This window comes from Quadrisphaera setariae, from assembly GCF_008041935.1.
Lineage (GTDB): Bacteria > Actinomycetota > Actinomycetes > Actinomycetales > Quadrisphaeraceae > Quadrisphaera > Quadrisphaera setariae.
The window spans coordinates 175,506-200,747 of the sequence record NZ_VKAC01000009.1 but is presented as its reverse complement, the minus strand read 5'-3'; the positions used below and the strand labels follow the sequence as shown (position 1 = coordinate 200,747).

Genomic DNA, 25,242 nt, shown 5'->3' with positions numbered 1-25,242 from the left:
GGCGGCTGGGTCGGCTGGCCGGGCTGGGTCGAGTGCCTCCACTGGGCACGTGGCCAAGGCGCCCAGCTCGAGCGGCAAGGCGCCCAGGCGCGGCACGGGGGTGGCCGTCGCTGCAGCTGCGGGACGGCGCCGTGCGCCCACAGGCCCGGTCCCGGCCACGTCGACGGCGTCGTCGTCCACAGGACGGCTGAGCGCCGAGCACCACCGGCGCCTGTCCTTGCACGCTGGCGCACGTGCCTCCCAGGTCCCGCGTGCCCGCAGCGCTCGAGCAGCTCGGCGGCATCGCGTCCTGGACCCGCCTGACGGGCGAGACCAGCCACAGCGCGGTCGTGCGAGCTGTGACCTCGGGGGCGGTGGTGCGGGTCCTGCCGGGCGTGCTCGCACTCCCGGACCGTGCTGACTCCCCGGGAGGCCGCTCCCTCGCAGCGCTCGTGTTCGCCGGTGCGCCTGCTGCGCTGTCGCACACGACGGCCCTGGACCTGCACGGGCTGCCCGTTCCAGCGGAGGTGCTGCGGGCTGCGGTGCACGTCTCCGTCCCCCACCACCGGCGGCGGACGGTCCCGACCGGCTCGTCCTGGCGCGTGGAGCTCCACCGCTGCCGCTCCGATGCGGCCCGGGTGCTGCGCGGCGGGCTGGAGGTCGTCACCGCCGCCCGGGCCGTCGTCGACAGCTGGCCGCTGCTGAGCGGCAGCGACCAGCGGGCGCCGGCCCTGGTCGGAGTGCGGCGGAGGCTGGTGACACCGACCGGGCTCGATGACGCGCTGTCCGCGCGGCGGCAGGCGGGCGGGGTCTCGGAGCTCCGGCGGCTGGTGGCGGCCATCCGCGCGGGGTGCCGCAGCGAGCTGGAGCTGTGGGGCTACGAGCGCGTGTTCACCGGACCGGCGTTCGCCGGGCTGCACCGGCAGGTGGAGGTGCGCGTCGACGGGCGGACGTCAGTGCTCGACTGCTACGACGAGGCCGCCGCGCTCGCCCTGGAGCTGGACGGGCGGGCGGGCGTACCACGACTCCCCGCTGGACCGGGAGCGCGACGTCGAGCGCGACGGCCGCCTGGCGAAGGTCGGCATCCAGACGGTGAGGTCCTCGCACCGGCGACTCACGCGGGAACCGGAGGCGTGCCGCCTCGAGGCGCTGGCCGTCGCGGAGCAGCGTCGCTCGCAGCTCGCGCGAGCGGAGCTGCCGGTCGTGGTCGAGGTGCCGGGCGGCGGTGACGAGGGCGCACGGCTGGTCCTGCGGCTCCCACGGTGAGGCTCGGTGGGCAGGCGGTGGCCCAGCGGGCAGGCTGGGTGCCGCTTCCGGGACCGGAACCGGCACCCAGCCTGCCCACCGGCACTGGACCTGCCCACCTCGGCCAGGCGGTGGCCACCGGCAGGCGCGGGTCGTGCCAGGACCTGCCGGTGGTGGTCCGCGGAGGGTCAGGCCGGGGAGACGGCCGGGGAGGCCTCGGGCACCGGCAGGCCCGACTTCAGCAGCCCGTACGTGATGCCGTCCACGAGCGCCTGCCAGGAGGCCTCGACGAGGTTGGGCGCCACGCCCACCGTCGTCCACGTGGCCCGCCCGTCGGTGGTGTCGATGAGCACCCGGGTGGTGGCGTCCGTGCCGGCGTCGGCGTCGAGGATGCGCACCCGGAAGTCGGTCAGGTCGAGCCCGGCGATCTGCGGGTAGACCGGGATGAGCGCCTGCCGCAGCGCGGCGTCGAGGGCGTTCACCGGACCGTTGCCCTCACCGGTGGCCACGAGGCGCTGGCCGCCGGCGCGCAGCTTGACGGTCGCCTCCGACGTCGGGCCGGTGCCCTTGCCGTGCTCGATGAACGCGCGCCAGCTCTCCACCTCGAAGTAGCTGGGTCGGGCGCCGTCGCGGACCTCGCGCAGCAGGAGGTCGAAGCTGGCGTCGGCTGCCTCGAAGGTCCACCCGGCCAGCTCGAGCTCCTTGACGCGGGCGACTGCGCGGGAGAGGACGTCCTGGTCCCCGGCGAGGTCGTGGCCGAGCTCGCGGCCCTTCAGCTCGATGGACGCGCGCCCGGCCATGTCGGAGACGAGCATCCGCATGTCGTTGCCGACGGCCGTCGGGTCGGTGTGCTGGTACAGGTCGGGGTCCACGCGGATGGCGCTGGCGTGCAGGCCCGCCTTGTGCGCGAACGCCGAGGCGCCCACGTACGGGGAGCGCGCGTACATCGCCACGTTGGTGATCTCCGCGACGGCGTGGGCGATCCGGGTGGCCTCGCGCAGGCACTCGGCGGGCACCACCTGGCGGCCCAGCTTGAGCACGAGGTCCGCGGCGACGACGACGAGGTCGGCGTTGCCCGTCCGCTCGCCGTACCCGTTCACGCAGCCCTGGACGTGGGTGGCGCCAGCGCGCACGGCCGCGAGGGAGTTGGCGACGGCGCAGCCGGAGTCGTTGTGGGCGTGCACGCCCAGCCGGGTGCCGGCGGGCGAGGCGGCCAGCGTCGCCGCGACGACCTCCTCGACCTCGTGCGGCAGCCGGCCGCCGTTGGTGTCGCAGAGCACGACGGCCTCGGCGCCCGCCTCCACGGCGGTGCGGACGACGGCGAGCGCGTGGTCGCGGTCGAGCGCGTAGCCGTCGAAGTAGTGCTCGGCGTCGAGGAAGACGCGCCGGCCGTTCGCCACGAGGTGCTCGACGGTGTCGCGCACCATGGCGAGGTTCTCCTCCTCGGTGGTGCGCAGCGCCAGCTTCACGTGCCCGACGTGGCTCTTGGCCACGATCGTCACCACCGGCGTCTGCGCGTCGAGGAGGGCCTGGACCTGCGGGTCCGTGGCCGCCGACCCGCCAGCGCGGCGCGTGGCCCCGAACGCTGCGAGCACCGCGTGGCGCAGGTGCAGCTCGGTGCGGGCCCGCGCGAAGAACTCCGTGTCGCGGGGGTTGGCGCCGGGCCAGCCGCCCTCGATGAACCCGACACCGAGCTCGTCGAGGTGGGTGGCGATGGCCAGCTTGTCGGCCACGGAGAGGTTGAGCCCCTCCTGCTGGGCGCCGTCGCGCAGCGTCGTGTCGTAGACCTGGACGGCGGCCGCCGTCGTCGTCGTCGAGCTCATCGTGGGTCTCCTCAGACCAGGCGGTGCATCCAGCCGCGGCGGTCATCGGCGCGGCCGTACTGGACGTCGAGCAGGGTGGAGCGGATCGCCTCGGTCACCTTGCCGGCGACGTCCGCCTCCGCGGCCGCCGGCTTGGTGTCGGGGCCGTCGACGAAGCTGCCGATGGGGGTGACCACGGCCGCGGTGCCGCACGCGAACGCCTCGGTGACCTCGCCGCTGGCCGCCATCGACAGCCAGTCGTCGAGGGCGATGCGCTGCTCGACGGGCTGCAGCCCCAGGTCGCGGGCGATCTCGAGGATGGAGTCGCGGGTGACGCCCTCGAGGATGGAGCCGGTGAGCTCGGGGGTGAGCAGGCGGCCGTCGGCGGTGACGAGGAAGACGTTCATGCCGCCCAGCTCCTCCACCCACCGCTGCTCGGCGGCGTCGAGGAAGACCACCTGGTCGCAGCCGGCGGCGTACGCCTCCTGCTGCGCCAGCAGGCTGGCGGCGTAGTTGCCGCCGCACTTGGCGGCGCCGGTGCCACCGGCGGCCGCGCGCGTGTACGTGCGGCTGACGAGCAGCTTCACCGGACGGGGGCCGCTGGTGAAGTACGAGCCGGCCGGGGAGGCGATGACGAGGTAGTCGACCTTCGCCGCGGGGCGCACCCCGAGGAACGCCTCGGAGGCGAACATGAACGGGCGCAGGTACAGGCTGGTCTCGCCGCCGGTGGGCACCCACGCCTCGTCGGCGGCGACCAGCGCCTCCAGGGAGGCGAGGAAGTCGGCCTCGGGCAGCTCCGGCAGTGCGAGCCGCCGGGCGGAGCGCGCGAAGCGGGCGGCGTTGGCCTGGGGGCGGAAGGTCCACACCGAGCCGTCGGCCCAGCGGTAGGCCTTCATGCCCTCGAAGACCTCCTGCGCGTAGTGCAGGACGGCGGCCGACGGGTCGAGCAGGAGCGGTCCGTAGGGCTCGATGCGGGCCTGGCCCCAGCCCCCCTCGGCGGTCCAGACGGCGTGCGCCATGTGGTCGGTGAAGTGCTTGCCGAACCCCGGGGAGGCCAGCACGGCCGCGCGGTCGGCGTCCGCGACGGGGGCGGGGTGCGGCTGGCGCTCGAAGGACAGCGGCGCGGGGGCCTGGAGGCTGTCAGCGGACATGCTACGGAAGCGTAGCTTGCGCCCGCGGCGCTCCGGTGCTGGTCCGTGCTCCTCTCGGGGCGGCGGGGACCGGGGCACCGCGGGAGACCACCCCTCGGGCGGAGGACAGCGGCACCCGATGCTTCTCCCGTGGAGCAGCACCTCACCTCGCGCACCGTCGAGGTGGCGACGGCAGCGGCCTGCGCGGTCGCCGTCGCCCTCGCCCCGCTCCTCCCCGTCGGCCCGGTGCTGGGAGCGGTCATCGCAGTCCTGCCCCAGCTGCTCCTCGGGGTGCTGGCGGTCCGGCGCAGGATGCGCTGGGTCGCGGCGGCGGCGGTGCTGCTGGTCGTCGCCAGCGCCCTCTTCCACGTGCTGTGGTGGCAGCACGGCACGCCGGTGCTGCCCTCACCCGCGGACGTCCTCACCACCACCGCGTACCTCGTCCTGACCCGCGCCGCGTGGGTGGCCGCCGGTCCGGCCGGTCGCGAGGCGAGCTTCGACGCCCTGCTCGTGGTCGTCGGACCCGCCGTCGTCATCGTGGCGGCGGTGGCGGCACCGGCGGTGGTCAACGGGCCGTCGGCGGTCGGCGTGCTCACCATCGCCTACCCGGTGCTCGACCTCGTGCTGCTGATGGCAGTGGTGCGGGCCGCCGTGGCCGGAGCGCTGACCTGGGTGCAGGCCGCCGCGCTGCAGACGGGGTGCGCCCTCCTGCTGTTCGGCAACGCCTGGTTCGTGGTGCTCCTCGCCTGGACCCCCCAGGCCATGACCCACTGGATGGCAGCGCCGTTCGGCCTGGCGTGGGCGCTCTTCGCGGTGGCGGTGGCGCTCCACGGCCGCGTCGGCCCGTCGAGCGCCCCGCCGGTTCCGGCGCGGCGCCACCGGACCCGCTCGCGGGTGGTCCTCGCGCTGCTGCCCGCGTCGGCGTGCCTGCCGGCAGCCGCGCTCGTGGCCCAGGGCCTCGCGGGCGGGGAGGTGGACTGGCAGGTGCTGGGCACGGGAGCACTGCTCACCGCCGTCCTCAGCACCATCCGGCTCCACGGGGCGCTCCGCGTCGCCGCCGAACAGGCCCGCGCGCTGGAGCGCCTGGCGCTCGTCGACGAGCTGACGGACCTGCCCAACCGCCGCGCGTGCACCACCGACCTGGAGCAGGTGGTCCGCTCCGGCGCCGCTCCGGCGGCGCTGGCCCTGCTCGACCTGGACCGGTTCAAGCGCGTCAACGACACCCTCGGCCACGCCGGCGGCGACGCGCTGCTGCGCGACGCCGCCCGCGCCTGGCGCGCGGCGCTGCCGCCCGGCGCCGGGCTGTACCGCTGGGGCGGGGAGGAGTTCGTGGTGCTCCTGCCGGACACCGCTGCACCGCGGGCCCTGGCCGTGCTGGACGGCGTGCGGCTGGCCACGCCCCGGCCCCACACGGTGTCCGCCGGGCTGGCGGTCCTGCGCCCCGGCGAGGACACCACCGCGGTGCTGGCGCGCGCCGACGCCGCCCTGTACGCGGCCAAGCAGTCCGGCCGGGACCGGGTCTGCGCCAGCGACCCCACCGGCCAGCGCGCCGACCCGGACCCGGCCCTCGCCCCCGTCCGACCGGCGTCCGGCTGACCCTCGCTGGGCCACCGGGGTGGCAGCTCCACCAGGCCCTCGGGCGAGCGGCTCCCCGCGCCGATGTCTGCGGGGTGGAGCAGCACCACACCTCCCCCACCTGGGAGGTGGCAGCAGCCGCGCTGTGCGCGGTCGCGTCCCTGACCGTCCCCCTCTTCCCCCACCACCCGCTCTCCAGCGGCGCGGCGGTGGTGGCCCCGGTGCTCCTGCTCGCGGTGGTCGCGCTGCGCCGCCGGATGGTCTGGACGGCCGCCGGCGCCGGTCTCATGGCCGCCGGCGACGTCGTCTTCCGCGTGCTCTGGTGGGTGCACGGCGACCCCGTGGTGCCCTCGGTCGCCGACGTCGGCTTCGTGCTCGGGTACCTGGCGCTGCTGCGCGCGGCCCAGCTGGCCGTGGGGCCCGGTCGCAGCGGCGCGTCCCTGGACGCGCTCATCGTGGTCGTCGGTCCCACCGCGGTGGTCGCCGCGGCGGTCCACGCCCCCCTGGCCGCGCTCGCCGCCACCGGCTCGACCGTGCAGACCGCGCAGGCCCTCGTGGCGCCCGTCTTCGACCTCGCGCTGCTCGTGCTGGTGGTCCGCGCGACCGTCGCGGGAGCGGTCACCCGGCCGGTGGCCGCTCTGCTGCAGGCGGCCGTGGTCCTGCTGCTGGTCGGCAACGCGGGCTACCTGCTGCTGTCCGGGTACGCGTACGACCTCGTGGGGCCGTGGCTGGGCGCGCCCTTCGGGCTGGCGTTCTCGCTGGCAGCGCTCGCGGTGTGCGCATGGTCGCGGCCCGCGCTCCCGCGCCAGCCCGTCCGCGGGAGCTCGCGGCTGGTGCTGGCGCTGCTGCCGGCCTCGGCGTGCCTGCCGGCAGCAGCGCTGGTGGTGCAGGGCCTGCTGGGCCTGCGGGTCGACTGGCAGGTCCTCGGCACCGGCGCGCTGCTGGCCGCGGTGCTGAGCACCCTGCGGCTGCACGGCGCCCTGCGCGTGGCCGCTGAGAAGTCGGCCGCGCTGGAGCGGCTGGTCGGCGTCGACGACCTCACCGGGCTGCCCAACCGCCGTGCCTGCAGCGGCGCCGTGGAGCGGCTCACGGCGCAGGAGGAGGCGCCCGTGGCCCTCGCGCTGCTGGACCTCGACAGGTTCAAGGCCGTCAACGACTCCCTGGGGCACGCCGCCGGCGACGCGCTGCTGCGCGCCGCCGCCCGCGCCTGGTCCTCCGCCCTGCCCGCGAGCGCGGGCCTGCACCGCTGGGGAGGCGAGGAGTTCGTGGTCCTGCTCAGCGGTGCGGACGCGCTGCACGCCGAGGCGCTGGTCCACGACGTGCGGGTCTCGACGCCCGCCCCGCACACGGTCTCGGCCGGTCTGGTCGTGCGCCGCCCCGGGGAGGGAGCGGCCTCGCTGCTGGCCCGGGCCGACGCGCTGCTCTACCGCGCCAAGGACTCCGGGAGGAACCGCGTCTGCACCGAGGACGTGGACGGGGACGACGACCCGGACGACGGTGCGGGCGCGCCCGCGCTGGGCGCGCCCGCGTCGTCGTCGTCCTGAGCCGTCCTCGGGCTCAGCCGAGCCGGGCGACCAGCGCGTCGCCGACCTGCGACGTGGAGCGCTTCGCGGTGCCGCGCTCGAGCAGGTCCGCCGCGACGGCGGCCTCCACGCGGGCGGCGGCGTCGGCGTGGCCCAGGTGGGCCAGCAGCATGCCGACGGACAGCGCCGTGGCGGTCGGGTCCGCGATCCCCTGGCCGGCGATGTCGGGAGCGGAGCCGTGGACGGGCTCGAACATCGACGGCGCCGTGCGGTCGGGGTTGATGTTGCCGCTCGCCGCGAGGCCGATGCCGCCGCAGACGGCCGCGGCGAGGTCGGTGACGATGTCGCCGAAGAGGTTGTCGGTGACGATGACGTCGAACCGGCTCGGGTCCTGGACGAGGTAGATCATCGCGGCGTCGACGTGGGCGTAGTCGGCGGTGACGTCGGGGAAGTCGGCGTTCACGCGCTCGACGGTGCGGCGCCACAGGTGACCGGCGAACGTCAGCACGTTGTGCTTGTGAAGCAGGGTCAGCTTCTTGCGGGGGCGCGCCTGGGCGCGGGCGAAGGCGTCGCGGACCACGCGCTCCACCCCGAAGGCGGTGTTGACGCTGACCTCGGTCGCGATCTCGGCCGGGGTGCCCACGCGCAGCGCACCGCCGTTGCCGGTGTACGGGCCCTCGGTGCCCTCGCGGACGACGACGAAGTCGACGTCGCCCGGCTCCGCCAGCGGACCGCGCACGCCCGGGAAGAGCTTGCCGGGGCGCAGGTTGACGTAGTGGTCGAGCTCGAAGCGCAGCTTGAGGAGCAGGCCGCGCTCCAGCACGCCGGAGGGCACCCCCGGGTCGCCGACGGCCCCGAGCAGGATCGCGTCCGCCCCGCGGACCTCCTCGAGCACGCTGTCCGGCAGCGTCTCGCCGGTGGCGTGCCAGCGCTTGGCGCCCAGGTCGTACTCGGTGGTGTCCACGGTCGTGCCGGTCGGCTCGACGGCGGCGCGCAGCACCTTGAGCCCCTCGGCCACGACCTCCGGGCCGATGCCGTCACCGGCGATGACGGCGAGCTGGACGCTCGAGGGCGGCGTGGAGGGCGCTGCAGCGGTGCTGGTCATGGCCCCAGAGGCTACCGACGCCGCGGCGGAGCCCTCGCCGGCGACCGCCCCGCGCCCGGCGGTCACGGGGCGGAGGCCGGGGTGTGCTCGCCGGTCTGCACGGCCCACAGGCCCGCGTAGGCGCCGCCGAGGGCCACGAGCTCCTCGTGGGTGCCGCTCTCCGCGACGCGTCCGGCGGACAGCACCCAGATCCGGTCCGCGTCGCGCACGGTGGACAGGCGGTGCGCCACCACGAGCGCCGTCCGCGTGGCCGTCACCCGCGCGAGGGACCGCTGGATCGCGGCCTCGGTCTCGGTGTCGACGGCGGAGGTCGCCTCGTCGAGCACGAGCAGCGCCGGGTCGCGCAGGAGCGCGCGGGCCAGGGCGAGCCGCTGGCGCTGGCCGCCCGACAGCGTCTGGCCCCGCTCCCCCACCACGGTGTCGTACCGGTCGGGCAGGGCCGCGACGAAGTCGTGGGCCTCGGCGGCGCGCGCGGCCTCCTCGACCTGGGCGTCGGTCGCGTCGGGGCGGCCGTAGGCGATGTTCTCGCGCACGGTGCCGTGGAAGAGGAAGGCGTCCTGGCTGACGTAGCCGATGGCGCCGCGCAGCGAGTCCCACGTGAGGTCGCGCACGTCGCGGCCGTCGAGCAGCACCGCGCCGGAGCGCGGGTCGGCGAAGCGCAGCACCAGGCGCAGCAGCGAGGACTTGCCGGCGCCCGTGGTCCCGACCACGGCGTGGGTCTCGCCCGCGGGGACCACCAGGTCGACGCCGCGCAGGACGTCGGGCCCGTCGTCGTACCCGAACCGCACGCCGCGCAGCTCCAGCGCGCCGCGCGGCGGGGACGGCAGCGCGGTGGTGCCCTCCACGGCGGACGGGCGCAGCTCGAGCAGACCGAAGATGCGGCGGGTGGACGCCATGGCCCGCTGGTAGAGGTCGAGGGTCTGGCCGAGGTCGGTGAGCGGCCAGAGCAGGCGCTGCGTCATGAAGACGAGCACGGTGAACAGGCCCACCTCGAGGCGGCCCTGCAGCGTGTACCAGCCGCCCAGCAGCAGCGTGGCGCTGAAGCCGGCGAGGATGGCCATCCGGATCAGCGGCACGAACGCGGAGCTGGAGCGGATGGCGCGGGCGTTGGCCAGCCGGTACTCGCGGGAGGCGCGGGCCACCCGGGCGCTCTCGCGCTGCTCGGCCGTGAAGGCGCGGATCGTCGCGACGCCGCCGAGGTTCCCGGCCACCACGGCCGCCACCTCTCCCGCGGTGGAGCGCACGTCGGCGTAGAGCGGCTCGAGCCGGCGCTGGAAGCGGATCGAGCCCCACGCGATGACGGGCACCGGGAGGAAGGCCAGCACCGCCACCTGCCACGACGTCGCCCCGAAGACGATGCCCACGAAGACCACGGTGAGCGCGGTGTGGAGCACGGTGCGCGCGCCGACGTCGAGGAAGCGCTCGAGCTGGTTGACGTCGTCGGAGAGCACCGACAGCACCTGGCCGGACGGCGTGCGCTCGTGCCAGCCGACGTCCATGGCCTGGACGGCCGTGTAGGCCTCGGTGCGCAGCTCGTCCTGCACGGACTGCGCGAGACCTCGCCACAGCACGGAGGCCGCGTAGTCGGTGAGCGACTCCACCACCCACACGAGGGCGTTGACGACGGCGACGACGACGAGCTGCTCGAAGCGCCCCTCGATCCCGAGCACCGTGCCCACGAAGGAGTCGGAGCCCCGCACCACGATGTCGATGGCCACGCCCAGGAGCAGCTCCGGCGCCACGTCGGCGGCCGTGTTCAGGGTGGTCATGAGGACCGCGAGCGCGAAGCGGGGCCGGTGGCGTCGGTGGTGGCGCCACAGAGCGCGCAGGGGCGGCGCGGAGCCCAGGGGCGCCGTGGAGGCAGCGGTCACGGAGCCCCACCCTACGGACGCTGGTAAGGATCACCTAACTTACCCGGGCGGTGCCCGAGGTGCCACGCTGCCGCCTCGTGGGGATCGAGACGGGACACCTGCGCGGGCCGGGGCGCCCGGGGCACGTGGTGCTGGCCCAGGCGGACTCCGCTCCGTACGGCTCGCTGCGCTCCCGGCCGCTCCCGCGCGCCGAGCGCTACGCCCTGGGGCGGTCGCTGCGCCAGCAGGTGCCGCGCTCGGCCATGGCGGACTGGGCGCCCCCAGCGGACCGCCGCAGCGTGGTCGACCAGATCCGCGAGGCGCACGAGGGGCGCCTGGAGCGCCTCGTCCCCGTGCGGGTGGGGCGCATGGCGGCCAGCCCCTACGGCTTCCTGCGCGGCACGGCGGGCCTCATGGCCGCTGACCTCGCCTCCCTGCCCGCCACCGGCATCACCCCGGTGATCTGCGGCGACTCCCACATCGGCAACGTCGGCCTGTACGGCTCGCCCTCGCGCGAGCTCGTCATGGACCTCAACGACTTCGACGAGGCCCACCCCGGCCCGTGGGAGTGGGACCTGCGCCGCCTCGTGGCCAGCGCCTGGGTCGCTGGCCGGCAGGCGGGTCTGGCGGAGGACTCCTGCGAGCGGGCCGTGCGGGCCTCCGTGCGCGCCTACCGGGAGCACCTGCACGAGCTGGCCGAGCAGCCGCTGCTCGAGCGCAGCTGGACGAGCTTCGGGGTGGACCGGCTGGCCGGCGCCACGAAGGACCCCGGACTGCGCCACGAGGTCGAGCGGGCCGCCAAGCGGGCGCGCCACCGCACCAGCGACCGCGCGCTGCCCCGCTTCACCGAGGTGGTGGCCCACGAGGACCGCTCCGGGGCGGGCTCCGGCGCGGTGTTCACCCGGCGGATCGTGGTGGAGCCGCCGCTCATCACCCGTCCCGAACCAGACGACGCACCGCTGCTGGCCGAGGCGCTGGACGCCTACCTGTCCACGCTCGCACCGCACTGGGCGCGACTGCTCGGCGGCTACACGCTGGTGGACGTGGCCCACAAGGTGGTGGGCGTCGGCAGCGTGGGGCTGCGCGCCTACGTGGCGCTGCTGGAGGGGTCCGACAGCGACGACGTCGTCTTCCTGCAGCTCAAGCAGGCCCGTCGCTCCGTCGTCGCACCGTGGGTGCACGGCGACAACGCCTGGCACGAGCACCAGGGGCAGCGGGTGGTGGAGTACCAGCAGGCGCTGCAGACCACGTCGGACCCGCTGCTGGGCTGGACGACGGTCGGCGAGCGGCAGTACTACGTGCGGCAGTTCCGCAACATGAAGGGCAGCGTGGTGCTGGACGGCATCGGCGCCAACGCCCTGCGCGACTACGCGGGGGTGTGCGCCCAGCTGCTGGCCAAGGGGCACGCCCGCACCTCGGGCGCCTCCATGATCGCCGGGTACCTCGGCTCCTCGGACAAGGCCGACACGGCCCTGGCCGCCTTCGCCCGCCGCTACGCCGACCAGACCGAGGCCGACCACGCCGAGCTCGTCGACGCCGTCGCGCGCGGTCTGCTGCCGGCCGAGAAGGGCGTCTGAGACGCCACACCGAGCAGTCCGGACCGGCCGGACCGGCGCCTCGGCGCGCGCGGGCGGGCTGCGACCGGCACGATCGCGCGCATGAGCACGAAGGTGGTCGTCGCGACCGACGGGTCGCTGGAGTCGCTGCAGGCCGCACGGGCCCTGCCCATGCTGCTGGACGAGGCCGAGGTCGCGGAGCTGCTCGTGGTCGCGGTGCTGAGCCCGACCGCGGCCGTGCCGTTCCGCGACGAGATCGGCGGGCGCGGCTCAGCCGCCAGCCCCGACCCGACCGCTCCCAGCTACCGGCAGGAGGCGGAGTCCGCGGTGGCCGTCGTGGCGGAGGCCTTCGCGGCCTGGCCGGGGCGGGTGCGCACGCAGGTGCGCAGCGGGTCGGCCGCGGCGGAGATCGTCGAGGCCGCCGAGGAGTTCCAGGCGGACCTCATCGTCGTCGCCTCCGGGAGCAAGGGGTTGACCAAGACGGTGCTGCTCGGCTCGACGGCGATGCGGGTGCAGCACTCCGCGCCGTGCTCGGTGCTCGTCTGGCGTCCCACCCGCTGCTGAGGCCTGCGGGCAGCGCGGTCGGCGACGATGCTCGCCGCGGTGCCCGTGCCGAGCACCGTGAGCAGCCCCGCGGCGGCGAGGACGGCGGCCGTCGCCTCGGGCACGACGGCGCTGGCACCTGCGGCCACCGCGGCGATGACGGCCGCGGTGAAGGGAAGCGAGAGCTGGCCGGAGGTCCGGGCGAGCGGAAGGGCCGCCCGGTGCCCGCCCACCCACGCCTCCGGCGAGCTCTTCGTGGCGCGGGTGCGGATGCCGATGAGCGGGTCGGGCGTCGACCCCGTCGACGGCGCAGGCACGGGGCACGGCCCACAGGAGGACGCCGACCCCGAACAGCGCCGGGAGCACCGTCAGGGGGAGCACCAGCACGTCGTCCACCCCGGCGACCGTGCGCCCGATCACGTCCGCGGCCGGCGGACGCGGATCGGGCCCTTCGCGGTGTCGGGGTCGACGACGGCGCCGCCCTGCGTGATCTGCGCCCGCCCCGCCGCCACGAGCCTGCGCGCTGCCGCACGGGAGGGTTCCATGAGGTCGCGCCAGGCCTCCCCCTCCAGGCCCCGCTCGCCCGCGACGGCGCGGGCGGCCTCGGACGGGCAGACCGAGGACGACGACGATCGCGCGTCCAGCAGGCGCTCCAGCGACGCCTCGAGGGCGGCGTCGACGTCGGAGGCCGAGCCCGAGCGGGCGCGGCGCCGACAGGCGTCGGAGCAGTAGCGGACGCCCTCCCAGTCGCGCTCCCACTTCTTGCGCCAGGTGATGGTGCGGCCGCACACCGCGCACGGCTTGGTGGGCAGCTCGCTCTTCGCGCTGGTGCGGGACCCTCGGCTCACCCCTGCCCCAACGCCGGGAGCCTCCACGCCACTCCCGGACCCGGCAGCACCGCGCTGGCGGAGTCCAGGGCCAGGACCGAGCCCTCCCTGACCCTGGACTCCGCCAGGGCCGGGCGCACTCGCGCAGACGGCGTCGTGCGCGCCCGCTCTCATCGTCGTCCCCACCAGGAGGCTGGGGGGATCTGGTTCCAGTCCCCCGTCGGCCCGGGGTGGCCCCGGTCCCGCAGGAGCAGACCAGGGCCGCCCCGTGCCACTCCGAGGGAGCGGCGCAGGGCGGCCCTGTGCGGGACACGGGTGCGTCAGCGGGCGGCAGAACCCTCGACGTAGTCGTCGTCCTTGGTCTCGACCCAGCTCATGAGCTTGCGCAGCTCGGCACCGGTCTTCTCCAGCTGCGTGCCCTGCTGCTCCTCGCGGAACTTCTTGAACTCCGGCGCGCCGGCGTCCTGGTCCTCGATGAAGCGGCGAGCGAACTCGCCCTTCTGGATGTCGGTGAGGACGTCCTTCATGCGGGCCTTCACCGAGGCGTCGATGACGCGCGGGCCGGAGACGTAGTCGCCGTACTCGGCGGTGTCGGACACCGACCAGCGCTGCTTGGCCAGGCCGCCCTCGTACATGAGGTCGACGATGAGCTTGAGCTCGTGGAGGCACTCGAAGTAGGCGACCTCGGGCTGGTAGCCCGCCTCGACGAGGGTCTCGAAGCCGGCCTGCACCAGCGCGGACGCGCCGCCGCACAGCACGGCCTGCTCGCCGAACAGGTCGGTCTCGGTCTCCTCGGTGAAGGTGGTCTTGATCCCACCGGCGCGCAGGCCGCCGATGCCCTTGGCGTAGGACAGCGCGAGCGGCCAGGCCTTCCCGGACGCGTCCTGCTCCACGGCCACGATCACCGGGACGCCACGGCCCTCGGCGTACTCGCGGCGCACGAGGTGGCCCGGGCCCTTGGGGGCGACCATGGCGACGTCGACGTCGGCCGGGGGCTTGATGTAGCCGAAGCGGATGTTGAAGCCGTGGCCGAAGAAGAGCGCCTTGCCGGCGGTCAGGTGCGGCTCGACGGACTCGGCGTACACGTGGCGGGCCACGTGGTCCGGCACCAGCAGCATGATGACGTCGGCCCACTTCGAGGCCTCGGCCGGCGTGGTGACGGTCAGGCCCTCGGCCTCGGCCTTGGCGCGGCTCTTGGAGCCCTCGGCCAGGCCGACCTGCACCTCGACGCCGGAGTCGCGCAGCGACAGCGAGTGGGCGTGGCCCTGGCTGCCGTAGCCGATGACCGCGACCTTGCGGCCCTGGATGATCGACAGGTCGGCGTCGTCGTCGTAGAACATCTCAGCCACGGTGGCTGTCACTCCTTCAGTAGGGATGTGTCGGGAAGTCTGGCGGACGGGCATCAGGCGCTGCCCGGTGCCCTAGGCGCTGCGCAGCGCCCGGTCGGTGATGGAGCGCGAACCGCGGCCGACGGCCACGACGCCCGACTGGACGATCTCGCGCACGCCGAACGGGTCGAGGACCTTGAGCAGCGCCGCGTTCTTCTCGGGCGCGCCGATGGCCTCGATGGTCATGGCCTCGGGGGCGACGTCGACGACGGCCGCCCGGAAGACGTTGACCACGTCCAGCACCTGGCCGCGGGTGGTGGCGTCGGCGCGGACCTTGACCAGGAGCACCTCGCGCTGGACCGAGGTCTCCGGCTCCAGCTCGACCACCTTGAGGACGTTCACCAGCTTGTTGAGCTGCTTGACGACCTGCTCCAGCGGGGAGTCCTCGACGTCGACCACCACGGTGATGCGCGAGAGCGCCGGGTGCTCGGTGGGCCCGACGGCGAGGGAGTGGATGTTGAACGCGCGGCGCGCGAAGAGCGAGGCGACGCGCGCCAGGACGGCGGGCTTGTCCTCCACGAGCACCGACAGGGTGTGGCGCGTGGTCGAGCTGCCGGTGCTGCTGGCGTTGCTGCTGGCGGTGAGCGCGCTCATCGGGCGGTTCCGTTCATCTCCAGGCCGGTCTCAGGGTCCTGCTCCTCGCGGTCCCAGACGGGCGAGAGGCCGCGGGCGTACTGGATGGCGTCGTTGGAGACGCCGGCGGCGACCATCGGCCACACCATCGCGTCCCGGTGGACCACGAAGTCGACGACGACGGGCCGGTCGTCCACGCTCATCGCCTTGTCGATGACGGCGTCCAGGTCGGACGGGTCCTCGCAGCGCAGGCCCACGCAGGCGTACGCCTCGGCGAGCTTGACGAAGTCGGGGACGCGCTGGCCCTTGGCCCTGCCCACACCGGTGTGCAGGTCGGTGTTGGAGTAGCGGCCGTCGTAGAACAGCGTCTGCCACTGCCGGACCATGCCGAGGCTGGAGTTGTTGATGACCGCCACCTTGATCGGGATGCCCTCGATCGCACAGGTGGCCAGCTCCTGGTTGGTCATCTGGAAGCAGCCGTCACCGTCGATGGCCCACACGGTGGACCCGGGGCTCCCGACCTTGGCGCCCATCGCCGCGGGCACCGAGTAGCCCATGGTCCCCAGACCGCCGGAGTTCAGCCAGGTGTTGGGGTTCTCGTACTTGATGAACTGGGCGGCCCACATCTGGTGCTGGCCGACGCCGGACGTGAAGATCGTCTCGGGTCCGCTGATCTCGCCCAGGCGCTGGATGACCTTCTGGGGGCTCAGCGAGCCGTCGTCCGGCTCGTCATAGCCGAGGGGGTAGGTGGTGCGCATCTCGTCGAGCTGGCGCCACCACCCCGCCAGGTCGGCGCGCCGGCCCGCGGTGTGCTCGGCCTCCAGGGCCGGGACGAGGTCGGAGATGACCTCCTTGGCGTCTCCGACGATCGGGACGTCCGCGCGGCGGTTCTTGCCGATCTCCGCCGGGTCGATGTCGGCGTGGACGACGGCCGCGCCCGGGGCGAAGCTCGAGAGCAGCCCGGTGACGCGGTCGTCGAAGCGGGCGCCCAGGCTGACGATGAGGTCGGCGCGCTGCAGCGCCGTCACCGCGGCGACGGTGCCGTGCATGCCGGGCATGCCGAGGTTGGCCGGGTGGGAGTCGGGCAGGGCGCCGCGGGCCATCAGGGTGGTGACCACGGGCGCTCCGGAGAGGTCGACCAGGCGCCGCAGCTCGGCGGAGGCGCCGGAGCGGATGACGCCGCCGCCGACGTAGAGCACCGGGCGCTTCGCCTCGGCGATCATCCGGGCCGCCTCGCGGACCTGCTTGGCGTGGGGACGCGTGGTCGGGTGGTAGCCCGGCAGGTCCAGCTCGGCCAGCGAGGTGGGCCAGGAGAACGTCGTCATCGCCTGCTGGGCGTCCTTGGTGACGTCGACGAGCACCGGCCCGGGGCGGCCCGTCGAGGCCAGGTGGAAGGCCTCGGCGATGACCCGCGGGATGTCGGCCGGGTCGGTCACGAGGTAGTTGTGCTTGGTGATCGGCTGGGTGATGCCGACGATGTCCGCCTCCTGGAAGGCGTCGGTGCCGATCGCCTTGGAGGAGACCTGCCCGGTCACCGCGACCATCGGCACCGAGTCCATGTGGGCGTCGGCGATGGCGGTGACGAGGTTGGTGGCGCCCGGCCCCGACGTCGCCATGCAGACCCCGACCCGGCCGGTGGCGGCGGCGTAGCCCTGGGCGGCGTGACCAGCGCCCTGCTCGTGGCGCACGAGCACGTGGCGCAGCTTCGTCGAGTCGAGCAGCGGGTCGTAGGTGGGCAGGATCGCCCCGCCCGGGAGGCCGAAGACGACCTCCGCCCCGGCGCTCTCGAGGGAGCGCACGAGGCTCTGCGCGCCTGTCATGCGCTCGCCCTGCGGGGCGGCGGCGCCCTCCGTGCTGGCGGTGCTCATCGGTCCTCCTGGTGCTGCGGTGCTGCTGGTCCGGCGTGGACGCGGTGCCGGTGTGCTGGCTGGCGGTGCGAGCAGCCCGGCACTCGTTCCCGCCGGGCATGGAAAGACCCTCCGGCCCGAAGGCTCCGGAGGGTCGCGCGCGGCAGGACGTCGACGACGGCGTCAGCTCGCGCGCTGCGCGAGTACGACGACGAGGGTGCCCATGCCGCGAGAGTAGACCCCTCGAGCGCGCCCTGTCAGCCACCGGGACGGTCCGTCTCATTCCTTGAGACGGACCGTCCCGGTGGCTGAGCCACGAGGGCGGTCAGGCGAGGACGGCGCCGCCGCTGGCCGACCCCACGAGCTTGGTGTACTTCGCGAGCACGCCACGGGTGTAGACCGGGGGCAGCGGCGCCCAGCCCTCGCGGCGGGAGGCCAGCTCGGCCTCGTCGACCAGGACGTCGAGGGTCTTGTTCTTGACGTCGAGGCGGATGCGGTCGCCGTCGCGCACGAACGCGACCGGACCGCCGTCCACGGCCTCCGGCGCGACGTGGCCCACGCACAGGCCGGTGGTGCCGCCGGAGAAGCGGCCGTCGGTGAGGAGCAGCACGTCCTTGCCGAGGCCCGCACCCTTGATGGCGCCGGTGATGGCGAGCATCTCGCGCATGCCCGGGCCGCCCTTGGGGCCCTCGTAGCGGATGACGACGACGTCACCGGCGGTGATGGTCCCGTCCTCCAGGGCGTCCATCGCGGCGCGCTCGCGGTCGAAGACGCGGGCGGTGCCCTCGAAGACGTCGGACTCGAAGCCCGCCGACTTCACCACGGCACCGCCGGGGGCGAGCGACCCGTGGAGGATCGTGATGCCGCCCGTGGGGTGGATGGGGTTCTCGAGCGCCCGCAGCACCTTGCCGTCCGGGTCCGGCGGGGCGATGTCGGCGAGGTTCTCGGCCATCGTCTTGCCGGTGACGGTCATGACGTCGCCGTGGAGCAGGCCCGCGTCGAGCAGGGCGCGCATCACCACCGGGACGCCGCCGATCCTGTCGACGTCGGTCATGACGTGCTGTCCGAAGGGCTTGACGTCGGCCAGGTGCGGCACGCGGGAGCCGACCCTGTCGAAGTCGGCGAGGGTGAGGTCCACCTCGGCCTCGTGCGCGATCGCCAGCAGGTGCAGCACGGCGTTCGTGGAGCCGCCGAAGGCCATGACCACCGAGATGGCGTTCTCGAACGCCTCCTTGGTCATGATGTCGCGGGCGGTGATGCCCTTGGCGAGCATCTCCACCACGGCCTGGCCGGAGCGGCGGGCGAAGCCGTCGCGGCGGCGGTCGGTGGCCGGCGGGGCCGCCGAGCCGGGCAGGCTCATGCCCAGGGCCTCTGCCGCGCTCGCCATGGTGTTGGCGGTGTACATGCCGCCGCAGGCGCCCTCGCCCGGGCAGATCGCCTTCTCGATGGCGGTGACGTCCTCGCGGCTCATCAGTCCGCGCGAGCAGGCGCCCACGGCCTCGAACGCGTCGATGATCGTGACCTGCTTCTCGGTGCCGTCCGAGAGCTTGGCGAAGCCCGGCAGGATCGACCCGGCGTAGAGGAACACGCTGGCCAGGTCGAGGCGGGCGGCCGCCATGAGCATGCCCGGCAGCGACTTGTCGCAGCCGGCCAGCAGCACCGAGCCGTCGAGGCGCTCGGCCTGCATGACGGTCTCCACGGAGTCGGCGATGACCTCGCGGCTCACCAGGGAGAAGTGCATCCCCTCGTGGCCCATGGAGATGCCGTCGGAGACGGAGATGGTGCCGAACTCCAGCGGGTAGCCCTGGGCGGCGTGCACGCCGTCCTTGACGGACTTGGCGAGCCGGTCCAGGGAGAGGTTGCAGGGGGTGATCTCGTTCCACGACGAGGCCACGCCGATCTGCGGCTTGGCGAAGTCGTCGTCGCCGAGGCCGACGGCACGGAGCATGCCGCGGCTGGCGGTGGCCTCGAGCCCGTCGGTGACCTGGCGGGAGCGGGGCTTCATGTCGGCCTGGGTCATGCCCGCGATCCTACGGTCCCGTAGGGAGCGCCCCCACCGGCCCCGAGGGCCGTCCGGACGGCCCCGCCCGCGGACGTCAGCCGATCACCACGTTGAGCGGGTCCTGCCCCGCCACCAGCCGCTCGACCTGGGTGCGGAGCAGCTTCAGGGCCCGGGGCCGCATGGCCGTGGTGTTGCCGCCCACGTGCGGGGCGATGAGCACGTTCGGCGCCCCCCACAGCGGGTGGTCGGCGGGCAGCGGCTCGGGGTCGGTGACGTCGAGGGCGGCGTGCAGCCGCTCGGCGCGCAGCTCGGCCAGCAGCGCCTCGGTGTCGACGATGGGCCCGCGTCCCACGTTGACCACGAGCGCGTCGTCGGGGAGGGCAGCGAGGAAGGCGGCGTCGACCATGCCGCGCGTCGCGTCGGTGAGCGGCAGCCCGATGAAGACGACCTCGGTGGTGGGCAGCAGCTCGGGCAGCTCGTCGACGCCGTGCACCCGGCCCCGCTCGTCGCTGCGGGCCGTGGAGGCCACCCGGACGAGGTCGACCTCGAAGGGCTCCAGCCTGTCGGCGATGGCACCACCGATGCCGCCGGTGCCGAGCACGAGCACGCGGCGGTCGGCCAGGGCCCGGCGCTGCACCGGGCGCCAGGCCCCCTGCTCGGCGTCGCGCACGGCGTCGTCGAGGCCGCGCAGCTTGGCCAGCGCCAGGGCCAGGGCCAGCTCGGAGGTGGAGGCGTCGTGGATGCCCGCGCCGTTCGCCAGGCGCACCCCGTCGGGCAGGCGGTCGAGCAGGTTGTCGTAGCCCGCCGACGTCGTCTGCACCAGCCGCAGGGCGGGCAGCGAGGCCACGGTCTCCAGCGCGCCGGCCGGGTGCATGTACGGCAGCACCACGTAGGCGACGTGGTCGGCGTCGTCACCGAGGGCCTCGCGCGGGTCGGAGTCGACGTCCCACACGAGGCTGCGCACGCCGGCGGGCAGGTGCGGCGCGAGGGCCTCCTGCCAGTCGGTGTCGGGCAGGGTGATGAGCAGCGCGTCGGTCGTCTGGTCGGTCACGGGCACCCACCCTGTCAGGCCCCGACTGGCCCGGCGACCTGCACCGGGTGACCCTGGGGGATGGGCCGACGATCACCCGCCGGACGCGCGGGGCGCGCCGCGCCCGCCGTCCTGCTCGCCGCCGCGCTGGCGACCTCCGCCTGCTCCGGCCAGGACGCCGCGGCGCCGGCGCCGGTCTCCACCGAGCAGCTCCCCGCGCCGTCGTCGTCCTCGTCGTCCTCGGGCTCGGCGTCGGCGCCCTCCTCCGGGGTGGGCGGTCCGCCCGCGGCGCTGGCCGCGGGGCTCGCGCTGCGCGGGACGCCGCAGGCCGCGCAGGACGTCGTCACCGGGCTCGACGTGCCCTGGAGCACGGTCGTGATGCCCGACGGCAGCGCTCTGGTCAGCGAGCGGGACGCCGCGCGCGTGGTGCGGGTCTCGCAGTCCGGCACGGGCTGGCAGGCGCAGCAGGTGCCGGCCCCGGGACCGGGTGGGTCGGTGCCGGACGTGGAGCCCCGCGGGGAGGGCGGCCTGCTCGGTCTGGCCCTCTCCCCCGCCTTCGCCGAGGACGGCTACGTGTACGCGTACACGACCACGGCCACCGACGACCGCGTGGTGAGGATGCGGTACACCCCAGGCAGCGCGGACCCGTCGGCGCCGGGATCGCTGTCCGCCCCGGAACCGGTGCTCACGGGCATCGCCTCGGCCGCCGTGCACCACGGCGGCCGGCTGGCGTTCGGCCCCGACGGCATGCTCTACGTGACCACGGGCGACGCCAGCGCGCCCTCCACCGCCCAGGACCGCACCGCCCTCACCGGCAAGGTCCTGCGCCTCACCCCCGACGGGCAGCCGGCGCCGGGCAACCCGGTGGAGGGCTCGCCGGTGTGGACCTGGGGGCACCGCAACCCCCAGGGCATCGGGTGGGACGCGGCGGGCCGCATGTTCGCGGCGGAGTTCGGGCAGAACGCCCAGGACGAGCTCAACCTCCTCGAGCCGGGCCGCAACTACGGCTGGCCGCTCGTGGAGGGCGCGGTGGCCGGCCCGTCGGGCGGGCCCGAGGACGTCACCGACCCCGCCTTCACCGCTCCCCTGGTCACGTGGCGCACCGCCGACGCCTCCCCGAGCGGGCTGCTCGTCACGGGCGACGCGGTCTACGTGGCGGCCCTGCGCGGACAGGAGCTGTGGCGCGTCCCGCTGGACGACGGGCGCCTCGGTGAGCCGGAGCGGGTGGTCGACGGTGCGCACGGCCGGGTGCGCGACGTCGTCGCCGGCCCGGACGGCTCACTGTGGGTGCTGACCGACAACACCTCGCGCGGGCGCCCCGCTGCCGGCGACGACAGGCTCCTCCGCCTCCCGCTGGCCTGACTCCCGCTGGTCCGGCTCCCACTGGCCCGGGCCGGCGGTCGCGTCGACGGCCGGCCACAGGGCGCCGCGGGCGAGGTCCACGCCCAGGGCGGCGAGGCGGTCCAGCTGGGCCGGCTCGTCGACGCCGTCGGCGAGGACCTGCAGCCCGAGCCCGTGGGCGGCGTCCACCAGCGCCCGCGCCACCACCAGGCCGCTCGGCGCCTGCGCGGCGGCGACGGTGGCCGGGGGCAGGACGAACACGTCGACGGGCAGCGACGGCAGCTGCGGCAGGGAGGTGCCGCCACCGGCGTGCGGGGCCGCCACGGCCACGCGCACGCCCACCGCCGAGAGCCTGTCCAGGGCGCGGACCGCGCGGGCGTCGTCCTCCGCGATCCGGCCCGCGACCTCCACGACGAGGTCCCGGCACGGCGCGGCCGCCTCCCGCAGCGCGGCCTCGATCCGGGTCGGCCACGCGTCGTCGTGCAGCTGGTGGGCCTCGAGGTGCAGCCAGGCGCTCCCACCCGGGGTCGCAGCGAGCACGTCGACGGCCCGCTGCAGCGACCTCCGCGCCAGGGGCGCGTCCCAGCTGCGGCGACGGGCCACGTCGAGCACCTCGTGGGGCGGGACGTCAGGGGCGAGACCCAGGAGCACCCGGTGGCCGACCACCCTCCCCGAGGCGATGTCGAGCGCGGGCTGCTCGCGCGCCACGAGCCCGCGGCCGGTGGCCAGCGCGGGCCCCAGCAGCCCGACCACCTCGCGCTCGCGCGCAGCCCGTCCCGCCACCTCGTCGTGCCGCACCACCCGGTCGCGACCGCGGCGCTTGGCCTCCTGCATCGCGGCCGAGGCCCGCGAGACGACGGCGAGGGCGTCGACGGTCTCGCGCAGGTCGGCGCGCTCGCCCATGACCACGCCCACGCTCGCAGAGACCCTCACCCCGGCCACGCCCGGCACCTCCTGCGCGCAGTCGCGCACGAGGTCGGCGAGGCGGTCCGCGGCGGCGAGCACCACCGGCTCCGCGGCGGGCAGGACCAGCGCGAACTCGTCCCCTCCCAGGCGCGCGGTGACGGCGCCGGGACTGGCCCGGCGCAGAGCGCGCGCGACGGCCACGACGAGCTGGTCTCCGGTGGCGTGGCCGAGCACGTCGTTGACGCGCTTGAAGCCGTCGAGGTCGACGACGACGACGCCGATGGGGCCGCTCGACGAGGCCAGGTCCGCCAGCGCGGCGGCGAGCGCCCGCCGGTTGAACAGACCCGTGAGGGGGTCGAGGTCCGCGGCGGCGCTGAGGGCGGCCACCTGCCGGACCCGCTGCCTCTGGAGGACGAGCTCCCGCGCGGTGCAGGCGAGCAGGAGCAGCACGAGGAGCACCGCGCTGGTGGCGTCGACGCCGCGCCCCCTCAGCACCACCTCGAGCACCGCGGCACCGCCGCACAGCGCCAGCGCGGCGACGGTGGCCACGGAGGCTGCGGCCTCCGTGCTGACCTCCGGCCGCGGGCGCGGCCGCCGGACCGCGAACAGCGCCGCCGCCACGAGCGGCCAGGCCGACGAGAGCAGCGCGCCCTGCAGCCAGGTCGGCAGGGTCACGTCCTGCAGGACGGCCGCCGAGTACGCCAGGTCACCGGTGACGATCATCGCGACGGCCAGCGCGAGCAGGGCCGCACCCCGGTCCCGGGTCACCACGACGAGCTGGACGACGAGGGCCAGGATGACCAGCTCCAGCAGCTGGACGGCCACCGAGGCGGCCACCGTGGCGGTGTCCGCGTGCACGTCGGTGAAGGCGATCCGCCAGAAGAGCAGGCCCACCGCGACCGCCACGACACCGACGTCGGCGAGCACCCGCGGCAGGCGGCCCGCCGGCCCGGCGGGCCGAGGCACCAGCAGCAGCACCGCGAACCAGCCCGGGGCGGCGAGGAAGGAGATGAGGTCACCGGCGGCGGGGAACGCCAGCACTCCGGAGACGGATGCCTTCTCCACGGCGAGGACCAGCTGGCCGACCCCGTACGGCAGCGCCAGCCAGAGGCCGCACGTGCGCCAGCGCCGCGAGAGGCCGGCGCTGCGCGGCGCCAGCAGCACGGCGACGGCGGCCAGGGAGGCCCACAGGCCGGTGAGCGCGATGCCCACGACGTCCGCGCGGCCGGTCCCGGTCACCCCCAGGGCCGCGACCACCACCAGCGAGGCGGCGCTCACGACGACGGCGACGCGCACCGAGACCCACCAGGGCGTCACGAGGCGGCCGCCAGCCGTCGAGCGGAGGCCTCGAGGTGCGCCGCGAGCTCCTCGGGGGGCAGCGCCCTGGACCACAGCCACCCCTGCCCCAGGGCGATGCCGAGCTCGCTGACCATCTGCGCCTGCGCCTGGTCCTCGATGCCCTCGGCGATGACGTGGAGGTCCATCGCGCGGCTCACGGACGCGACGGCGGCGAGCAGGGCCCGCGAGCGCTCGCTGCACGAGGCCGCGACGACGAGCGACCTGTCGACCTTGACGTAGGTGACGGGCAGCCTCTCGAGGTAGCCCAGGGAGGAGAAGCCGGTGCCGAAGTCGTCGATGGCCAGCGCCACACCGGCGGCGTCGAGCTCCAGCAGCGTGCGGAAGCCGGGGTCGTCCCGAGCCACGAAGAGCGACTCGGTGACCTCCACGGTGATGAGCTCCAGCGGCACGCCCCGGCTGGCGGCGGTGGCGCGCAGCTGGTCGGTGTAGTCGGGCCGGCGCAGCTCGTGCACCGAGGCGTTGACCGCGACCCGCAGCCGTCGCTCGACGCAGCCGGCCGCCACGAAGGCGTCCAGACCGCGCTGCAGGACCGACGTCCCGAGCTGGTGGACCAGGCCGGTGGACTCCGCCAGCGCAACGAACTCGTCGGGCTGCACGTGCCCGAGGTCGGGGTCGTGCCAGCGGGCGAGCAGCTCCACACCGGCGGTGCACCCGGTGGCGATGTCCACCACCGGCTGCAGGTGCGCCACCACGCCGTCGTGGGCCAGGGCGCTGCGCAGTGCGGCGGTCACCAGCTGCTGGCGCTGCGAGCTCGCCGCCATGGCCGCGTCGTGGACGGCGATGCCGCCGTCGTGGGTCTTCTTGGTGGCGCGCAGCGCCGCGGACGCGTCGGCGAGGACCGCGGTCGGGTCGGAGGCGCCGGGGCGCGCCTCGGCCACCCCTGCGCTGGCGCTGAGCGGGACGGCGCCAGGAACCGCAGCGGTGACGACGGCGTCCAGGGCCGCCTGCGCACACGCCGCGCCGGCCGCTGAGTCGCCGGGGCCGCGGAGCACGAACTGGTCACCGCCGAGGCGGTGGACGGTCCACCCGGCGGGGACGGCCTCGCGCAGCGCCTGGGCCACCACGCGCAGCGCCTCGTCGCCGCGGGCCGCGCCGAGCTGGACGTTGTACTCGTAGAAGGAGTCGATGCCGAGCTCCACCGCCACGGTGCTGCCGCGGCCCGGCTGCCCGTGCTCCCGCTGCACCGACTCCAGCAGGTCGTGCCGGTTGGGCAGACCCGTGAGGCCGTCGGTGCGGACCTGGCGCTCGAGGTCGGCGACGAGGGCGGAGCGCTCCCGGCGGGCGACGAGCTCGCGCAGGCAGCCCACGACCACCACGACGCCCACGAGCGTCCCGCTCACACCGTCGAGGTACCGACCGCCAGGGCCAGCGGTGATGACGACGGCGCCGACGACGGACGACGACACCGCGAGGGCCACCAGGAACCCACCCGCCACGAGTCGTGCGCCCGCCAGGGCGAGGACCGCCGCCGCGACCGCCGTGCACCCCGCGACGACGGCGGCTGCGACGAGCGCGAGCAGCCAGAGCCGGCCCGGCACGGACGGCAGGGCCGGCTGCACGCGGACCAGCCACAGGACCAGCGCCGCGGCGGCGCCGACGGCGAGGGCGTCGAGCCAGGAGGCCCGGCGCACCTCGCCGTCGCTCGTCCGTGCAGTGCTCAC

General features: G+C 75.3%; 18 protein-coding genes and 1 pseudogene. 6 read left to right on the top strand and 13 right to left on the bottom strand.

What is annotated here, in order from left to right:
* The first annotated feature begins 233 nt into the window (after window positions 1-233).
* Window positions 234-1,208 carry a hypothetical protein gene (locus FMM08_RS15920; RefSeq protein WP_147927352.1) on the top strand — a complete coding sequence of 325 codons (975 nt, stop codon included), beginning with the start codon at window positions 234-236 and terminating at the stop codon, window positions 1,206-1,208.
* Window positions 1,209-1,412: 204 nt separating this feature from the next.
* Here FMM08_RS15920 and cimA read toward each other — a convergent pair whose 3' ends face one another.
* Both cimA and FMM08_RS15910 read right to left on the bottom strand, forming a co-directional pair.
* Window positions 1,413-3,047: a citramalate synthase gene (gene cimA, locus FMM08_RS15915; protein ID WP_147927351.1), complete on the bottom strand. Its 1,635-nt coding sequence runs from the start codon at window positions 3,045-3,047 to the stop codon at window positions 1,413-1,415.
* Between the two features lie 11 nt (window positions 3,048-3,058).
* Window positions 3,059-4,177: a branched-chain amino acid aminotransferase gene (locus FMM08_RS15910; RefSeq protein ID WP_147927350.1), complete on the bottom strand. Its 1,119-nt coding sequence runs from the start codon at window positions 4,175-4,177 to the stop codon at window positions 3,059-3,061.
* A 129-nt stretch (window positions 4,178-4,306) separates the two neighbouring features.
* On the opposite strand from FMM08_RS15910, the gene FMM08_RS15905 reads away from it, so the two are divergent.
* Window positions 4,307-5,752 carry a GGDEF domain-containing protein gene (locus tag FMM08_RS15905; RefSeq protein WP_147927349.1) on the top strand — a complete coding sequence of 482 codons (1,446 nt, stop codon included), beginning with the start codon at window positions 4,307-4,309 and terminating at the stop codon, window positions 5,750-5,752.
* 74 nt (window positions 5,753-5,826) lie between these two features.
* A complete protein-coding gene (locus tag FMM08_RS15900) occupies window positions 5,827-7,275 on the top strand; it encodes a GGDEF domain-containing protein (RefSeq protein ID WP_147927348.1) in 1,449 nt (482 codons plus the stop codon).
* Window positions 7,276-7,288: 13 nt separating this feature from the next.
* Here FMM08_RS15900 and FMM08_RS15895 read toward each other — a convergent pair whose 3' ends face one another.
* Together FMM08_RS15895 and FMM08_RS15890 are read right to left on the bottom strand one after the other, a co-directional pair.
* A complete protein-coding gene (locus FMM08_RS15895; RefSeq protein WP_147927347.1) occupies window positions 7,289-8,359 on the bottom strand; it encodes a 3-isopropylmalate dehydrogenase in 1,071 nt (356 codons plus the stop codon).
* Between the two features lie 62 nt (window positions 8,360-8,421).
* A complete protein-coding gene (locus tag FMM08_RS15890; protein ID WP_222710839.1) occupies window positions 8,422-10,230 on the bottom strand; it encodes an ABC transporter ATP-binding protein in 1,809 nt (602 codons plus the stop codon).
* Window positions 10,231-10,307: 77 nt separating this feature from the next.
* Here FMM08_RS15890 and FMM08_RS15885 point away from each other — a divergent pair, with 77 nt between their 5' ends.
* The gene (locus FMM08_RS15885; protein WP_222710838.1) at window positions 10,308-11,786 is read left to right on the top strand and encodes a DUF2252 domain-containing protein; all 1,479 of its coding nucleotides are present in this window, start codon (window positions 10,308-10,310) and stop codon (window positions 11,784-11,786) included.
* Between the two features lie 81 nt (window positions 11,787-11,867).
* Window positions 11,868-12,329: a universal stress protein gene (locus FMM08_RS23750; RefSeq protein ID WP_147927346.1), complete on the top strand. Its 462-nt coding sequence runs from the start codon at window positions 11,868-11,870 to the stop codon at window positions 12,327-12,329.
* A gap of 65 nt (window positions 12,330-12,394) precedes the next feature.
* Here FMM08_RS23750 and FMM08_RS24235 read toward each other — a convergent pair.
* The 7 genes and pseudogenes from FMM08_RS24235 to FMM08_RS15845 form a co-directional block, all read right to left on the bottom strand.
* Window positions 12,395-12,625, bottom strand: a pseudogene (locus FMM08_RS24235) (SdpI family protein); the annotation flags it as partial.
* 99 nt (window positions 12,626-12,724) lie between these two features.
* The gene (locus FMM08_RS15870; protein ID WP_255472467.1) at window positions 12,725-13,156 is read right to left on the bottom strand and encodes a DUF2256 and DUF3253 domain-containing protein; all 432 of its coding nucleotides are present in this window, start codon (window positions 13,154-13,156) and stop codon (window positions 12,725-12,727) included.
* A gap of 299 nt (window positions 13,157-13,455) precedes the next feature.
* Window positions 13,456-14,484: a ketol-acid reductoisomerase gene (ilvC, locus tag FMM08_RS15865; RefSeq protein ID WP_147927404.1), complete on the bottom strand. Its 1,029-nt coding sequence runs from the start codon at window positions 14,482-14,484 to the stop codon at window positions 13,456-13,458.
* Between the two features lie 72 nt (window positions 14,485-14,556).
* Window positions 14,557-15,117, bottom strand: coding sequence for an acetolactate synthase small subunit (gene ilvN / locus FMM08_RS15860; protein WP_147927343.1), 561 nt, complete (start codon window positions 15,115-15,117; stop codon window positions 14,557-14,559).
* Entirely contained in the window at window positions 15,114-16,964 is a 1,851-nt protein-coding gene (locus FMM08_RS15855) for an acetolactate synthase large subunit (RefSeq protein WP_147927342.1), read from the bottom strand. Before FMM08_RS15855 ends, ilvN begins: the two co-directional genes overlap by 4 nt.
* A gap of 304 nt (window positions 16,965-17,268) precedes the next feature.
* Complete coding sequence (ilvD, locus tag FMM08_RS15850; RefSeq protein ID WP_147927341.1) at window positions 17,269-18,963, bottom strand: dihydroxy-acid dehydratase; 1,695 nt, start codon at window positions 18,961-18,963, stop codon at window positions 17,269-17,271.
* Between the two features lie 76 nt (window positions 18,964-19,039).
* Entirely contained in the window at window positions 19,040-19,996 is a 957-nt protein-coding gene (locus FMM08_RS15845) for a 2-hydroxyacid dehydrogenase (protein WP_222710836.1), read from the bottom strand.
* A gap of 60 nt (window positions 19,997-20,056) precedes the next feature.
* On the opposite strand from FMM08_RS15845, the gene FMM08_RS15840 reads away from it, so the two are divergent.
* On the top strand, window positions 20,057-21,337 hold the full coding sequence (locus FMM08_RS15840; protein WP_147927340.1) for a PQQ-dependent sugar dehydrogenase: 1,281 nt from the start codon (window positions 20,057-20,059) through the stop codon (window positions 21,335-21,337).
* Here the strand turns inward: FMM08_RS15840 and FMM08_RS15835 are convergent.
* Together FMM08_RS15835 and FMM08_RS15830 are read right to left on the bottom strand one after the other, a co-directional pair.
* A complete protein-coding gene (locus FMM08_RS15835; RefSeq protein ID WP_147927339.1) occupies window positions 21,254-23,539 on the bottom strand; it encodes a bifunctional diguanylate cyclase/phosphodiesterase in 2,286 nt (761 codons plus the stop codon). The two genes, FMM08_RS15840 and FMM08_RS15835, sit on opposite strands and share 84 nt — an antisense overlap.
* Window positions 23,536-25,242 carry a putative bifunctional diguanylate cyclase/phosphodiesterase gene (locus FMM08_RS15830; RefSeq protein WP_147927338.1) on the bottom strand — a complete coding sequence of 569 codons (1,707 nt, stop codon included), beginning with the start codon at window positions 25,240-25,242 and terminating at the stop codon, window positions 23,536-23,538. The genes FMM08_RS15835 and FMM08_RS15830 overlap by 4 nt, the downstream gene beginning before the upstream one ends.